Source organism: Acinetobacter sp. SM1B, assembly GCF_003289665.1.
GTDB lineage: Bacteria > Pseudomonadota > Gammaproteobacteria > Pseudomonadales > Moraxellaceae > Acinetobacter > Acinetobacter schindleri.
The window spans coordinates 700,473-716,004 of record NZ_QMBM01000001.1; the positions used below are offsets into that span (position 1 = coordinate 700,473).

Sequence of the window (15,532 nt, forward strand, 5' to 3'; positions counted from 1 at the left end):
GCCTGTCACGCCGGGGGTCGCGGGTTCGAGTCCCGTCCGCTGCGCCATTTTTCATTTCCTGATGTGAAGAATGTGTTATCAAAGTCCAAGACTACGCGCTTCGCTTGTCTTGCATCATAAAAAATAACGATGTTATTTTTTACTCTTCAGGGCGCTTAGCTCAGTTGGTAGAGCGTCTGCCTTACAAGCAGAATGTCGGCGGTTCGATCCCGTCAGCGCCCACCATATTCTCTCTTGCTTAAAATCTAAATTTTCCATAGAATCCTAAGTCTATAATAATTTATAAGATTTCATGGCTATGAGAAATCCATATCAGCGCAAGGCCGCGGCTAAAACTCAAAATACTCCTTACGATCCTCTACAAGTTTATAAACAGTTCATTGAAACAATTGTGGCACAAGGCTGCATTTACGCCTTATACCAAGATGGCTGGGCACTCTGTGCAACGCCAACAGGGCAAAAGGCTTTTGCAACCTGGCAGAGTAAAGGCTTGGCAAAACTGCTCATCAAAGATAACTGGGAAAAATACGAAATTCAGGAAATCAGCTTCAAAGATTTTATTGAAAAAGTGATTCCTTTCCTGCGTGAAGAGCATACCGCTTTATCTCTAGATCTGACGCCTGAAGGGCAAAATATTCTGGTTGCGCCAGAAAAAATGCTGCTGGATATCAAGAATTATCTGTATCAGATTTATGTGCAGAAGCCAGAGATCTTTAAAAGCGGTCATATTCCATTGCCACGCCAAATCCGATTGCATTGATTTTCATCTTTTAAATAACTCTTTTTTAATATTCATTCAGCAACCAGCCGCTAAGAAAAGCAAAATACTCGCGTAGCCATGAGTTATAGCGAATATATAGTGGTGTTTCTGCGCTAATACTGATGACCTGTGTATAGCCCTGATGTCTGGCTATGGCACGAGCACGAATGCTATGAAAGTCACTGGTGACAATGGTAATTGGATCATTCAAAGTAATCTGATGACGGTTTAAAATCTTTTTGGAGTTGATCAGATTGAGTTCGGTGCTGGTACTTTGATCTTCCATTGCAACTAGATTACGAACAGCAGGATATGACTGTTTAAGGTAAGCCTGCATCACTTCGGCTTCAGTATATTTCTCCTGAAAACTCAAGCCGCCCGTCATAATGATTAATGCTTCTGGATGGAATTGTGCATAGTCAGCTGCAGTGTCGAGACGTTTTTGCAAGGTTGGCGAGGGTCGGTTGTTTTCTATACCACTACCTAAAACCAGGATTGCCTTGGTTGGCAATTGGCTATTATCACTATTGATATTGCTTTGAATATAGCCAAAGAAGATCAGAACACTGGCGACCCAGGTAAAAAATCCAATCCACATCCATTTCCATACACTGGAACGAAACCTGGAGTGCTGGTGCCATTGCTGGAAATAGGAAAAGAACAGGACGTAAATAATCAGTAACACGCCAATCAATAGTGGTAGCAAGATTCCCAGATGAATCTTGTTCTGTAAGAGTAACCAGAGACTGTCTGCACTCAGTAAAATCCCTGCAATACTACTGATCAGGCGTTTATAAAAATCTGACATGAATAATCCTGTAATTTTCATATTTTATTGTAGGTATTTCAGTTCTATAGGCAAGAAAAAACCGGGCAACATGGCCCGGTTTTTCTATCATTCACTGATTAATACACATCACGGCGATAACGACCGTCCTGACGTAATTGATCAACAGTTGATTCACCTAGAATATCAATCAGTGCCTGATCGACATCACTGGCCATGCCATCAATGCTACCGCAGACATAAATCACAGCACCATTGTTCACCCAGGTTTTCAGCTCATCCGCCTGTTCACGGAGCTTGTGATGTACATAAACTTTTTCAGCCTGATCACGTGAGAATGCCAGATCCAGACGTTTTAGTGTACCTACAGTCAGCCAGGCTTCCAGGGTTTCCTGATAGAAGAAATCGTGTGCACGCTGACGTTCACCGAAGATCAGCCAGTTTTCATTATAGTCCTGACGGTTACGAGTATGCAGTAAACTCATCAGGCCAGCGATCCCGGTACCATTACCAATACAGATAATTGGGCGGTTATCATCCACCAGATGGAAGGAATCATTGCTGCGAATACGCAAGGCAATAGGTGCATTGAGTGCAGCATATTGTGTTAACCAGCCTGAACCTAGACCAAGTTCACCAGAGGCATCCTGTTGCTGACGAACCACCAGACGCAAGATCTGTTGACTTGGAATACTGGCAATAGAATATTCACGTGTTGGTAACACGGGTAACTGATTCAGTAATTCTTCTGAAGAAATAAATGGGAAAATTAGCTGAGTCAGATCACGATTCCAGAGGATGTCTTCTATACGTTGCTGCATAGAGGCAACCACAGTACCTGCAGGAATTTGGTGTACTGCCAGGAATTGCGCAATGCGTTCAGCACTGTTCCCTGGCTGGATTTCTGCAATATCACCCGCTTGCCATTGTGCTTCATGTTCAGGTTTAAATTCCAGGTTAAAGGCTGGAGCTCCCAGACTGCCTGGATTCAACACCTCACGTTTTACAAGGGTCCAATGGTCAAAGGTTTTATCAATATCCATGGCCTGAAGTTCTAGCTGAGTTGACTGAGCGAGTGCGGCATTCCATTGCTGGATATGCTCGTTACTGGCATTGTCGACTTCAATAGTGGCAAATAATTGCTGAGCACCATTATTTTTCAGCCATTGATCAATACGGTGACCAAAACTACAGAAAGTATCTGGATATTCTTTAGAACCCAGCGCCAGTACAGCATAATGAAGATGACTCAGGTCAGCCTGACCGGACATAATTTTCTTCTCAAATGACGAAGCCAGGTCTGGTGCTTCACCGGTACCATAAGTACTTGCAATAAAGAGCACCTGTTCAGCCTGTTGCAGATCAGCCAGCGTCAGCTGTTGTACGGCTTTTACCGTTGCTGGTTGATGTGCTTGTTGCAAGGCAGTTGCGGTACGCCATGCCAGCTGTTCAGAAACACCGGTTTGTGTGGCATAAGCAATCAGCCAAGGCCTGGCATTTGGATCAATATCGACGGCTGTAGCGCCTTGACGTGCGGCAAGGGTTAATTTCTTCTGTTTACGACGCTTCAGATACAGCATCCAGCCGGTCACAAAGAAAAGTGGCATCAGCAGTGACGCGACCATGGCAAAGAACTGGTAGATCGGACCAAAGAAGCTGCCACGGTGCACCGGTAACATACTGCTCATGATCTTCTCATTCAGCTTTTTGTCTTCATACATTTCTACCAATGTAAAAGCTGCATCCTGATAGTTATAAGTAGCATTATTACGGGCACGCTCATGCTGAACTTCAACATCGGTAAAGCTGAGTTTCAGTTCACCATCGGCTTTTTTAGGGATATTAAAAGTAACTGTTGAATATTTGTCATTGAATTCATTCTGGAAACCTGCCCAGCTCTTGTTCAATGCAGTAAGTAGAAGGGTATCATCAACACCTCTCTCGCGACCTTCACCGCGATTTTCGCGCTGACCTTCGCTTCGTGGACCACGTTCGCCTGCACCTTCACCACGTGATTCGCCAGCATTACGACCTTGTTCTGCACCACCACGGCCGCCTTGACCTTGCTGCATTTCAGGTTGTGGACGTTCTACACCCAGCACCTTGAACATACCGTTGCGCCACCAGTCATAAGACCAGTACAGTCCGGTACACGCCAGGATCAGGTAAAAAATCACGACCCAGGTTCCAACAACCGCGTGCAGATCCCAGATGAAGTTACGACCTTTCAGTTGCGGCTTCACAGCTAGCCACTGCTTCACTGAATGGCGTTTTGGCCAGCGTAGGTAAAGACCCGACAAGACAAAGAAAATCAGCATCAGGGCACAGGCACCTGTGATCTGCTTGCCGACAGGCCCCATGGTTAAATAACGGTGTAGCTGCTGTATGAACTGGAAGAACTCACGGCCTTTGATTTCAGGTAGTACTTCAGCCGTATACGGGTTGACCATCATGTTGTAGCCACGACGAGCACCTTCTTTGGCAATATTAACCGTACTGGATCCTGTTGGACTGGCATCCAGGCTCACGCTGTTAATCTGCATCTCAGGATTTTGCTGCTTAAAGTGCTGATACAGCTCAGCCGGGCTGAGTTTCGGCCCGGATTGTGCCTGTACGGTATAACTGTCCGTATTGATCCATTTCAGGATCTGTTGTTCATAGGAATATATCGCCCCGGTAACGCCCATAATTGACAGGACCAGACCGGCAGTAATTCCAAGAAACCAGTGGATCTGGAAAAAGGTTTTTTTAAACATGGTCGTTGGATGAAAATACGAATATTAGAAAATGGTCTGATTATAAAGGAATATCGCAATAGAATGATGGATTTTGCGGATAATATTTATTCTCATTATCGTTTACAGTTATAAATACAAAAAAACCTCCGTACCCAGGTAGGAGGTTTTTTTAATGAAAGTTCGTATCAGATTTCTTTCGGTTCGCCTACTTCTTCACGTAAATGCTTGCGAATGGTTTCGAATGAGAAATTTTTGCTATCCAGGCGTTTTGGCAGGATATAAGCACCTTGCTGACCTTTAACTTTGAAATTAACCAGCATGAATTCAGGTGTATTGTACCATTCATAGATGTCTTTCCAGCCAATCGCCCCTACACCTTCTTGTAGACCCATTTTCTGACGCATCACGATCCCGTGAGGTTGTACACCCAGACGAATACCTTTAATTTCCTGAACTGGAAATTCGTTCATCTTGCGCTTTACATACCATTCCAGACCAAAAGTACGGATCAGGTAGTACAGCACCACACACACCAGTGCCACCCAGCAAAAAATCGTAGAATAGTTCTTGAGCATGATAATGCCCAGAATAGAAAGTGCCACAACTGCACCCATGATCAGCCAAGCTTTCATGCCAATTTTATTGGTACTGCGCCAGATCATTAGCTGAGCATGACGTTGTTCCTGTTCTGTCACTTCATAGTTCACAGGCTGTAGGGTATAGGCGTATAAATTTTTCGCGGTCATAGTGAAATTTACAAATTTAAAACTGCAAAAAGTTTAGCATTATTTGTACCAATTCAGTGAGTATATTGTTCCAAAATCAGTCAAATTATAATGAGGCTAATTCGGTTGCCTGCTCATCACGTTCATGGCTTAAACTTTGCTTTAACTGACTGAGTTGATTCAAGATACTGAACATTAAGGACAGTTGCTGCAAAATGATCAGGGATTTCTGGTCTTCATCCTGCTGGTGTGACAGGCGTTGACGAATATTGTGGATCATATTCTGTGCACTGAGATCGGGCACTTCATCGGCCAGTAATGCCCCACGAATGTCTTCAAGCGCCTGATCTAGCAGGCTTAAAATTTCCTGATCCTCGATTTTCTCACGATGTGCACCCAGCGCAGCAATATAGCTGATCAGGGTATGATTCAGACAAAGAAATTCGAAAGCCTGGCTCTTTTGCAAAGGATCAAAATCGGGCTCAGTCGCCAAGGTCGAAATCAGGGAAGCAACTTCAGCATCGGTATTATGTGCAGCGCGACGTACGATCCGGTAACGCAGACCATTGTTACGCCCAGTTTTATACTGTTCAATCACTTCGCTAAGATAATCGACCTCAGCATTTAAAGAACGTTTGATTGAACGCGGCAGACGGCGGAATTTCCAGTCAGGGAAGATAAAGCTCACCCCGAACCAGGCAATCGCACAGCCAATGAGGGTATCAATCATCCGTGGCAATGCTGCGGAAAAGCCCACACCATCCAGGTTAAAGTTAATCAAAGCCAGAATGGTGATGAAGGCTGTAGCTTGCGCATACTGCTTGCTGCGTAATTCAAAGAACAGCACGCCACTCAGGATCAGAAGCAATAATTGACCTTCGATTGAAGGGACAAAATACAGAACGGCAAAGCCCAGGCTAATCCCAATTAGTGTGCCGATTATCCGCAGACGTAAGCGGCGCTTGGTGGCGTTAAAGTTAGGCTGACTCACGAACAGGGCAGTCAGCAGAATCCAGTATCCATATTCGATATTGGTCAGCTGTACAAAGATATAAGAAATCAGCAGTACAATCGACAAACGCACCGCATGACGGAACAGCACGGATTCCGGGGTCAGATGCTGTTTGATCCGGATCCGGATATCTTCCCAGCCTTTTAAGTCGTCATCTTTGAGCTGGTTTTCAATATGTTTGGCACGCTCGAACTTAATATTGCGTTCGGTTTCCAGATTACGTAACTGGGCATCAATCGACTTTAAGTTCTGATACAGAGAAAACAGTGCATTGATCCAGACTTCATCATACTGCTGTTCCTGACGTAACTTATCCAGTGAATAGCGCAGGTTCTTAAAGGCATGTTTAAAACGCGAATTATGCTGGTATGTTTTGCGCTGAAGGATACTTTCGCTCAGGTCCTTACAGGCTTTGCCCTGAATCGACAAAATGCGCTGAAAGCGGAACAGAATATCGCTATGCTCAAAAATCTTTGCCAGTTTCTGATAATCAATATGCGCTGAGTCCGCCCGCTCATGAATGTCTTGGGCAATAAAATAATATTGCAGGCTGCGACGGGTGTCTTTCTGTCCTCGATCTCCCTTGAGTCGGGTCAGTAAAGCAGCTTTCATATCATTAAAAATCGCAATTAATTTGCCATTTTCAAGTGAAAGTTCAATCATGCTTTGCTGATAACTACTCGATGTCATATCAACATCAAATAGATTCGATTTGGCATAAAGAAAGTTACCGAGCGACGAATAGCACTTGGCCAAATTGTCTTGTGCCAGACGGGCAGGGAACAGCAGGAAACTAATTGTAGATAACAGGCCATACCACATGGCACCGATAACCAGCAGGCCTGCCTGGGTGTACCAGTTATCAAACAGTTCTACCCCGAGCATGGAATAGACCGAGATCACCAGACAGCCATAGGAAATCGTAGCATAACGCCGTCCCAGCGAGCCGAGCAGAATTAAGCCAATACAGGACACGATGAGTGCCAAGGCGAACAGGATCGGGTACGGAAATAACAGATAAACGGCAGAGGCTGTAATAAAGAAGCCAATATAAGTATAGAGGAGATTCAGAATCCGGACCGAGAAGCGGTCGTCAATATCGCTTAAACCTGCTGCCACCACACCCAAGGTCAGTGGAATGGTCATTAACTGCTGACCCATCAGATAAGGCACAAAGGCAGTTCCTGCAAAGGCAATGATCATCCGCAGATTATACATAAAGGTCGTATTGCCGGTGGTTTGCTTGAAACGAGTGAGCCAGGATTTCAAGATTCGTCCTTCTATACCACTGTCTTTAGATAAAGACTTAATAAGTGTGTGAAAATTTAGCAATAAAAATAAGTAAATTTGCTTCACAAATCATACTATGCCCTGTGTAAACTTGTCTGCACAGCGCTCATTTAAATTCTAAATATTATTATGTCGACAACAACGACCAATAAAAACTATGCCATGTCCTGGATCATATTACTGGCATCCCTCACTGCACTTGGCCCGCTTTCTATTGATATGTATCTGTCGGCATTGCCACAAATGGCTGATGATTTTGGTGTCACTACCCAGCAGGTGGCAAACAGTTTGCCCGCCTATTTTCTGGGGCTAGCGATCGGGCAGCTGGTCTATGGTCCGGTCAGTGACCGTATCGGACGTAAACCGCCATTGTACTTTGGTTTAGCCTTATATGCAGTGGCAAGTCTGCTCTGTGTATTTGCTCAAAATGAATGGAGTCTAATTGCCGCACGGGTGCTGCAAGCCTTAGGCGGATGTGTCGGTGTGGTAATTGCCCGCGCTGCGATCCGTGATCGCCTAGATATGCATTCAGCAGCTCAGGCTTTTGCCAGCATGATGATTGTCAGTACGATTGCTCCAATTCTAGCGCCGAGTATGGGTGCCTGGGTATTGCTGGTATTTGAATGGAATATGATTTTTGTATTGCTGATGCTGTTTGGTCTGGTGATTCTGGCATGCGTACATTTTTTCTTTAAAGAAACCCTAGAGCCAGAACGCCGTTTACAACTGAATTTTACCCAGGTCATGAGCCTATATCAGGCAATTTTTCAGGATGAAAGTTTCAGAAAGCCAATGTTTGCTGGTTGTTTTTCCAGTGCAGTCTTGTTCTGTTATATCACCTCATCTTCAGCGATTCTGATGGATCATTTTCATTTAAGTGAGCAGCAGTTTGCTTATGTCTTTGGTGGTAATGCGGTCGGGATTATGCTGTTTTCCACCTTGAATAAAAAGCTGGCACATCGGTTTGGGATTTTAAGTCGTTTAAGAATTGGAACGACCTTACAACTTAGTGGCGTAATTGCTTTGTTGGTGCTGGGAATAATTGAGACTGAATCTTTAATTCTGGTCATTGTTGCCATGTTTATGGTGGTGGCATCTATTGGTTTTACCGGACCAAATGCCATGGCGATTGCGATGTCTGAGCAGGGGGCACGTGCTGGAACTGCCAGTGCCATTATGGGCAGCATGCAGTTTGCCTGTGGTCTGCTTGGCGGGATTCTGCTGAACTTTATGTGGTGGAATGCTTTATTTAATATGGCGCTGGTAATGGCGATCTTTGTTGGGATTGCGGCAGTGACCATTTACCGTCTGCAGCTGCCGTCGCCTAAAGGGGATTAAACATAGGGACGGCATAACTGCTCAAGATAAGCTTACAAGTTCAGACAATTAGTCATTTAAAAAGACAGCGAAGTCCTCAACTGGCACACGTGGCGTAATGAAAGTATTTACAATATCCTCTGGATCTGCATAGCCGAGAGCCATACCGCAAACCAATTCTTCATCTTCAGGAGCACCCACCACGTCTAGCACAATAGGATGAAAATAGTTCCAAGCTGCCTGTGGGCAAGTATCTAATCCACGTGCTTTAGCTGCCAGCATCACATTCTGGATCATCATGGAAATATCCATTTTCGAGCCAATGCCTAATGATTTGTGTACAGTAAAAAATAAACCTACTGGAGCATCAAACAGCTGGAAATTACGCAACTGCTGGCGTGCCATTTTCTCTTTTTCGCCTTTCTGAATATTCAGCAAGCCATACAGTCCCCAGCCATTTTCACGGCGACGGTCAATAAAAGGTGAAAGCCATTGTTCAGGATAATAAGAGAAAGTTTCTTTGTATTGCTCAGCCAGTTTTGGATTCTGATAAATCTCCATTTGTGCCTGACATACTTTCTCGACCAGTTCATCGCGTTTTTTACCTGTAAGTACATAGACTTTCCAGGGCTGGGTATTGGTACCGGAAGGTGCGCGACTGGCAACCGTTAAAATATCTTTCAAGGTATTTTGATCTACAGGCGTATTCAGAAAAGCACGAACTGAATGACGGGAAGTGATGGTTTGATCCACAGCATTGACGATTGTTTGATCCATATGAATTGTTATTTCCTTGATGGTAAGTTCTGACTATAAACTAAACAAATGATATTAACTGATGCGATGAAGTAAGTTCATCTATGAACAAAGGCTAAGCTAAAAATATTGGTTTTTAAGAATTGATCAATACTTCATTACTCTAAAACATGCCGCTGCACCTTTTATTCTTGGCTAAATTCGATATTAGCTATCTATAAATTAATTTTTTCTTAAATATCCTGTGATTAAGATAAATAAAACTTTCATAAAAATGCTGTATAAGCAATATAGACTACAATAATCCTAATAAAATAGATCGAAGCTTCAATGAATCTCCATTAAATATGCGGTATTTATAATGAATTGTTAAAACTTTAAAATAAGGAAAGATAGATCAAAAAATTATCTATTTATGAATTATTTTTATGAAAAGTCAAAATATTGTTAATAAAAAACAATAATACAGTGCATTAAGACACCGCATAATGTCCGACTTTTCATCTGAAGGTTCATTCTAAACATTCTGAACGGATCGTAAATATAAAAAACTGTGGTTATCGCGGTATTTCTGTAGCGTATCTGTGGGTTTGGAATGAATTTAAAAATATTGTGCTTCGAGATCCTGCAGGATGATGAAGCTTTTATCTCATCTTTCGATGCAGAACCGACTGTTTAACAGCCTCAAGATTTCGCACATTGTATTTTTAAGATGGTCTTAGGGTTATATGCAATCTGCCAGATTGCATTAACGAATTTGAATCAGGTGCTGAATTGTTTTGTTTTTCTAAAAGAGATTACTGTCCGTGTTGACTGATATAGGGTAGGGAGGTGGACATCATCCACTAAACTTAGGTCAAAAGATTACTTTTAGAACAACAAAAATTCAGAATCATCTTGGGCAAATAATTATGGATTTTACTTTTAACGCATTTTATACCTTGATTGCTGCAGTGATTGTCTTATTGCTCGGTCGTTTCCTGGTCAATAAAATCGATTTTTTAAAGCGCTATAACATTCCAGAACCTGTTGCAGGTGGTCTGGTTGCAGCGATTATCTCCCTGATCATCCATAGCTTGTGGGGTTACAGTATTACCACAAGTGCAGAATTGCAGACCAGTTTTATGCTGATCTTCTTCGCATCGATTGGTTTGAGTGCAAACTTTGCCAAGCTGCGTGAAGGTGGTATTGGTCTGGTGATCTTCCTGATCGCAGTTTCAGTGTTTATCATAGTACAGAACACTGTCGGTATGACATTGGCTAGCCTGTTGGGTATTGATCCACTGATTGGTCTGATTGCAGGTTCAATTACACTCACTGGCGGTCACGGTACGGCAGGTGCATGGGGCGAGATTCTGGAAACGCAACATGGTATCCAGGGTGCCCTGGTGATTGGTATGGCCAGTGCGACTTTCGGTCTGATCATTGGCGGTATCATCGGTGGCCCTTTGGCGAAAATGCTGATTAACCGCCATGAATTAGCCACGCCTCGTACTGCGGCTCAGGTTGAAAAACGTGATAATACTCCGCTAGATGTGAATTCAACTGAATACATTCCATTTGAATATCCACACCGCGTACGCCTGATTACCGCAGATAATGCAATTACTACACTGGGTCTGTTTGCAGGCTGTCTGGCATTTGCAGAATTTATGACCGGTTTCAGTAAAGGTACTGCATTTGAACTGCCAACCTTCGTTTGGGCGCTGGCTGGTGGTGTAATCCTGCGTAACGTGCTTGAAGGTGTGTTTAAGGTTAAGGTCTTTGATCGCGCGATTGATGTATTTGGTAATGCTTCATTATCACTTTACCTGGCGATGGCATTGTTATCTCTGAAATTATGGCAATTAGCCGACCTTGCGGGCCCACTGATGGTGATCCTCGGTGCACAGACTATTACCATGGCACTGTACGCAGCATTCATAACCTTTCGTGTCATGGGCAAAAACTATGATGCGGCTGTCCTGGCAGCAGGTCACTGTGGTTTCGGTATGGGGGCAACACCGACGGCAGTTGCAAACATGCAGGCCATTACCAATATGTACGGTGCATCACATAAGGCCTTCCTGATTGTACCGCTCTGTGGTGCGTTCTTCGTAGACTTGATCAATGCCACTGTGATTCAGGTAATTCTGAAATTCTTTGTATAAGGATAGATATGCAGAGTCATAACAATAAATCTAAGACGGATAGAAAGGATTGAATATGAATGAACAGCTCAATGAAACCCTGCTGGGTTGGGTCAATGCCCTAAATGGTCCACTTTGGGATTTTCTGGTCGTCTTCCTAGTGGCAGTGGGTATTCTGTATACCATCATGACTGGGGCCGTACAGATTCGTCTGTTCTGGCACAGTATGAAAGTCATGAAACGCAGCCGGAATGAAACCAAGGATGAGCATGGGATTACGCCATTCCAGGCCTTTGTAACGGGTTTGGCTAGCCGTGTAGGTGTGGGTAATGTTGCTGGTGTTGCGATTGCCATTGCCATTGGTGGTCCAGGTGCCGTGTTCTGGATGTGGTTTACCGCTTTTCTGGGGATGAGTTCGGCATTTGTTGAATCTTCATTGGCACAGCTGTTCAAGATTCGTGATACCCAGAACAAGCAGTTCCGTGGTGGACCAGCGTATTACATTACGCAAGGTTTGAAACAGAAATGGCTGGGTATCCTCTTTGCTATCGCGCTGATTTTGACGTACGGCTTTGTCTTTAATGCGGTGCAGGCCAATGCGATTATTGGTGCAACTTCACATGCCTGGGGCTGGGATCAGGCGAATCTGAACTTGCCATTGGGTGGTTTTGACCTTGAAGTTTCATGGTTAGGTCTATTTCTGGTCTTGATCACTGCGGTGATCATTTTCGGTGGCATCAAGCGGATTGCAAAAGTTGCTGAAAGCTTTGTGCCATTTATGGCGCTTCTCTATCTGATTGTGGCGCTTTATATTGCTGTGATCAATTACGATATGCTGCCATCTATCTTCCAGCTGATCTTCACTAAAGCGTTTGAGTTTGAAGCTGCTGCAGGTGGTTTCTTCGGTGCCATGGTTTCTATGGCGATGATGATGGGTATCAAGCGTGGCCTGTTTTCTAATGAAGCAGGGATGGGTTCTGCGCCGAATGCTGCTGCTGCGTCGGATGTAAAACATCCGGTGAATCAGGGCCTAGTACAAATGCTCGGTGTATTTGTAGATACCTTTGTGGTGTGTTCATGTACCGCGATCATTATTCTGGTGTCTGGACTGTATGAAAATGCCGGATTTGAAGGCGTGACCCTGACCCAGATGGCACTAGAAAGCCAGATCGGTGCGTGGGGGGATGACTTCCTGGCATTGATTCTATTCCTGTTTGCATACTCCTCCATTATCGGGAACTATGCCTATGCAGAAGGGAATGTGCAGTTCATCAATAACAATCCAGGTGTGATGATGATCTTCCGTATTCTGGTACTGTTCATGGTGTATTTCGGTTCGATTGCCAGCGTACCACTGATCTGGAACATGGCGGATCTGTTCATGGGTGTGATGGCAAGTATTAACCTGATTGCGATTCTGTTATTGATGCCATTTATCCTGATGCTTCTGAAAGACTATACTGGTCAGTTAAAGCGTGGGGTGAAAGAGCCAGTGTTTAAACTGGATCAACATCCTAAGTTTAAAGACAAAGTCAAATCCGATATCTGGTAAAACCCTATTGAAAAAGCCCCGAATCATTCGGGGCTTTTTTATGGCTCCAGTTTTATAAAAAACTGAGATAGCTATAATAGACTGCGAAGCCTGCAATCAGGCTGAACCAGAGTGGAAGTTTTGACCGTAGCAGGTAAATCATCACGATTATAAATACCACATCTTCCCAGCGCTTCAGATAACTTTGTCCAAGTTGCAGGACCAGATAAAGTAACAGTCCGACCACTGCTGCATTAATCCCTGCCACTGCATGACGGATCACAGCTTGCTGCATCAGCCAGGACCAGTAAGGTAAGCTTGCAAAAATCATCAAGAATGAGGGCAGGAAGATAGCAATAGTCGCCAGTAGGGCATTGAGCCACAGCTGATCGGTCCAGTCCAATAAAGCACCAAGATAACTAGCAAAACTGAACAGCGGACCAGGCATCAACTGGGCAAAAGCATAGCCTAGGTCAAAAGCCTGTGCACTGACCAGCTGGGTGCTGACAAAGTCCTGATGAAGCAGGGGCAAAATGACATGTCCACCACCAAAGACCAGAGAACCTGTTCGATAGAAATCGGCAAAGAAACCGAGTTCAGACCAGTGCAGGTACTGAACCAGAAGGGGGATACTTATGAAGGGTAGCAAAAAGGCGATAAACCAGTAAACTGCATGATTTTTCTGAATATAGGGGGTGTCTAGAGTGGCATTTTTCACTGGTGTCAATTGTAACAGTGCTTGACTTTGAAACTTGCTCATCGCAATACTGATCAAGCCAGCCAGTAGAATCACCAGGATCTGGTTAAAGCTGAGTGGGACGACAGCCAGAAAGATTGTGGCAGCGATCATCAGACTATATTGCCACCCGGATTTACAGAAGCTACGTAACATTTGCCAGAATGCCCAGCTGACCACTGCAAATACAATAAGCTGGATCACATGAAAGCTATGCGAGTTTAAAATGTGAAAGTAGCGTTGTCCGAGCAGGGCAACCAAAGTCATTAACAGTGCAGATGGCAAAGTAAAGCCTAGCCAGGCTATTAAGGCACCGCTATAACCTCGTTGCATATAGCCGATGCCGATCCCGACCTGACTGCTACTGGGGCCTGGAAGTAACTGGGCCAATGCCACCAGTTGTTGATATTGGGCATCATTCAACCAGTTTAATTGACCAACTATCTTATGGTGAAAAAATACCAGATGTGCAGCAGGTCCGCCAAATGCGGTACATCCAAGCTTGAAGAAAGTCAGAAAAATCTGATAAAGGGTAGGTGACTGCATGGTAATACAGGTTTAAATAGCTACAAGTTATTCAAACTGTATGACAAATTTACGAAATTCAACAGTTAATTTAACATGGTGTTTATACACTATGCAGCTATTAAAATGAGGATAAGTGCTGTATGCGGAACTATGGGTTGAGCTTCATCATGCTGGGACTGTTTTTAAACGGCTGTCAGAGCATGCCTGATCAGCGAGTGATGGCAGTGAATGCAGGTATTCAATCCAAGCAAATGCAGTACAGCACAGCACAAGCACGTCCGAATCAAATCGATTTTCTGAAGATTAAAACGATTGAGCAGCGTCCTGTAGTTGCGCTGGTTTTAGGCAGTGGTGGTGCTCGTGGTTATGCGCATATTGGCGCGATTGAGGTACTGGAGCAGGCAGGCATTCAGCCGGACATGATTGTGGGAACCAGTGCTGGCAGTATTGTTGGTTCTATTTATGCCAGTGGCAAACCTGCGATTGAGCTGCGCAATATTGCGCTGAGCATGAAAGCCAATGATGTTCGTGATTTCAGAATCGATCTAAAAGGCTTCTTTGATGGCAAAAAAGTCGAAGATTATGTCAACTTGCAGGTAGACAATGTTCCTTTACAGGACCTGAAGATCCCCATGTTTGTGGTGGCGACAGACCTGAAAGAAGGCAAGAAAGTCGTATTTAATTATGGTAATACCGGTCAGGCGGTACGTGCATCGGTCGCGATTCCAAGTATGTTTATTCCCACCATGATTGAAGAAAAGGAATATGTGGATGGCGGTCTGGTTAGTCCGGTACCTGTAGATGTTGCTCGTGAACTGGGTGCAGATATTGTCATTGCCATAGATATTCTGGCGCAGCCGATTCATACCGAAACGACCAATGTCTGGGGCTTGTTTAATCAGAACATCAACATCATGCAGAAGCGACTTGCCTTTGAAGAATTAAAACATGCGGATGTAGTGATCCAGCCAGACTTGCGTGAGAAAGGACATATTTTTGATGTGCGTGGCAGAACCATGACTATGGAAGCGGGTATTGAAGCGGCACGGGGGAAATTGCTTGAAATTGAACAGGTATATCAGAAACATGATTATGCAAAGGGACATCAGATTCCACAATTACTGGCCCGTGAAAAATAATCTCTAAAGCAGCCATTCAATTAAAACCCTTATTTGTAATAAATGAGGGTTTTTTAATTCGTATATTCAAAAAAATAATAAGAA

At 44.0% G+C, this 15,532-nt stretch carries 11 protein-coding genes and 1 tRNA gene; 6 read left to right on the forward strand and 6 right to left on the reverse strand.

Annotated features, from left to right (window positions below; all coding sequences use genetic code 11):
* Positions 1-149: 149 nt before the first annotated feature.
* Positions 150-225: transfer RNA gene (locus C8322_RS03325), tRNA-Val, on the forward strand.
* 73 nt (positions 226-298) lie between these two features.
* A complete protein-coding gene (locus tag C8322_RS03330; RefSeq protein ID WP_071320186.1) occupies positions 299-760 on the forward strand; it encodes a DUF2750 domain-containing protein in 462 nt (153 codons plus the stop codon).
* Positions 761-785: 25 nt separating this feature from the next.
* On the opposite strand, the gene C8322_RS03335 is transcribed toward C8322_RS03330, so the two are convergent.
* From C8322_RS03335 to yccS, 4 genes are all read right to left on the reverse strand, one after another.
* Positions 786-1,568, reverse strand: coding sequence for a YdcF family protein (locus C8322_RS03335; protein WP_108675422.1), 783 nt, complete (start codon positions 1,566-1,568; stop codon positions 786-788).
* 98 nt (positions 1,569-1,666) lie between these two features.
* Positions 1,667-4,303 carry a PepSY domain-containing protein gene (locus C8322_RS03340; protein WP_111810385.1) on the reverse strand — a complete coding sequence of 879 codons (2,637 nt, stop codon included), beginning with the start codon at positions 4,301-4,303 and terminating at the stop codon, positions 1,667-1,669.
* Positions 4,304-4,470: 167 nt separating this feature from the next.
* Positions 4,471-5,031 (reverse strand): YcxB family protein, encoded by a 561-nt coding sequence (locus C8322_RS03345; protein ID WP_004814787.1) that lies wholly within the window; start codon positions 5,029-5,031, stop codon positions 4,471-4,473.
* 85 nt (positions 5,032-5,116) lie between these two features.
* A complete protein-coding gene (gene yccS / locus C8322_RS03350) occupies positions 5,117-7,291 on the reverse strand; it encodes a YccS family putative transporter (RefSeq protein WP_108675420.1) in 2,175 nt (724 codons plus the stop codon).
* 150 nt (positions 7,292-7,441) lie between these two features.
* Here yccS and C8322_RS03355 point away from each other — a divergent pair, with 150 nt between their 5' ends.
* Positions 7,442-8,650, forward strand: a complete 1,209-nt coding sequence (locus tag C8322_RS03355; RefSeq protein ID WP_005223005.1) for a multidrug effflux MFS transporter — start codon at positions 7,442-7,444, stop codon at positions 8,648-8,650.
* A gap of 48 nt (positions 8,651-8,698) precedes the next feature.
* Here the strand turns inward: C8322_RS03355 and C8322_RS03360 are convergent, their stop codons facing one another.
* Complete coding sequence (locus C8322_RS03360; RefSeq protein WP_005223003.1) at positions 8,699-9,406, reverse strand: nitroreductase; 708 nt, start codon at positions 9,404-9,406, stop codon at positions 8,699-8,701.
* 890 nt (positions 9,407-10,296) lie between these two features.
* Between C8322_RS03360 and gltS the strand changes: the two genes are divergently transcribed.
* A complete protein-coding gene (gltS, locus tag C8322_RS03365; RefSeq protein ID WP_005223001.1) occupies positions 10,297-11,535 on the forward strand; it encodes a sodium/glutamate symporter in 1,239 nt (412 codons plus the stop codon).
* Positions 11,536-11,590: 55 nt separating this feature from the next.
* The gene (locus tag C8322_RS03370) at positions 11,591-13,066 is read left to right on the forward strand and encodes an alanine/glycine:cation symporter family protein (RefSeq protein WP_005222998.1); all 1,476 of its coding nucleotides are present in this window, start codon (positions 11,591-11,593) and stop codon (positions 13,064-13,066) included.
* Between the two features lie 52 nt (positions 13,067-13,118).
* On the opposite strand, the gene chrA is transcribed toward C8322_RS03370, so the two are convergent.
* Positions 13,119-14,327 carry a chromate efflux transporter gene (chrA, locus tag C8322_RS03375; RefSeq protein ID WP_111810386.1) on the reverse strand — a complete coding sequence of 403 codons (1,209 nt, stop codon included), beginning with the start codon at positions 14,325-14,327 and terminating at the stop codon, positions 13,119-13,121.
* Between the two features lie 122 nt (positions 14,328-14,449).
* On the opposite strand from chrA, the gene C8322_RS03380 reads away from it, so the two are divergent.
* Positions 14,450-15,448, forward strand: coding sequence for a patatin-like phospholipase family protein (locus tag C8322_RS03380; RefSeq protein ID WP_111810387.1), 999 nt, complete (start codon positions 14,450-14,452; stop codon positions 15,446-15,448).
* Positions 15,449-15,532 lie beyond the last annotated feature (84 nt).

Excerpts from the sequence above, each read along its gene's own strand:
- chrA (WP_111810386.1), bottom strand. The coding sequence starts at position 14,327 with ATGCAGTCACCTACCCTTTATCAGATTTTTCTGACTTTCTTCAAGCTT.
- C8322_RS03355 (WP_005223005.1), top strand. The coding sequence starts at position 7,442 with ATGTCGACAACAACGACCAATAAAAACTATGCCATGTCCTGGATCATA.
- C8322_RS03370 (WP_005222998.1), top strand. The coding sequence starts at position 11,591 with ATGAATGAACAGCTCAATGAAACCCTGCTGGGTTGGGTCAATGCCCTA.
- C8322_RS03380 (WP_111810387.1), top strand. The coding sequence starts at position 14,450 with ATGCGGAACTATGGGTTGAGCTTCATCATGCTGGGACTGTTTTTAAAC.
- gltS (WP_005223001.1), top strand. The coding sequence starts at position 10,297 with ATGGATTTTACTTTTAACGCATTTTATACCTTGATTGCTGCAGTGATT.
- C8322_RS03330 (WP_071320186.1), top strand. The coding sequence starts at position 299 with ATGAGAAATCCATATCAGCGCAAGGCCGCGGCTAAAACTCAAAATACT.
- C8322_RS03335 (WP_108675422.1), bottom strand. The coding sequence starts at position 1,568 with ATGTCAGATTTTTATAAACGCCTGATCAGTAGTATTGCAGGGATTTTA.
- C8322_RS03360 (WP_005223003.1), bottom strand. The coding sequence starts at position 9,406 with ATGGATCAAACAATCGTCAATGCTGTGGATCAAACCATCACTTCCCGT.
- C8322_RS03340 (WP_111810385.1), bottom strand. The coding sequence starts at position 4,303 with ATGTTTAAAAAAACCTTTTTCCAGATCCACTGGTTTCTTGGAATTACT.
- C8322_RS03345 (WP_004814787.1), bottom strand. The coding sequence starts at position 5,031 with ATGACCGCGAAAAATTTATACGCCTATACCCTACAGCCTGTGAACTAT.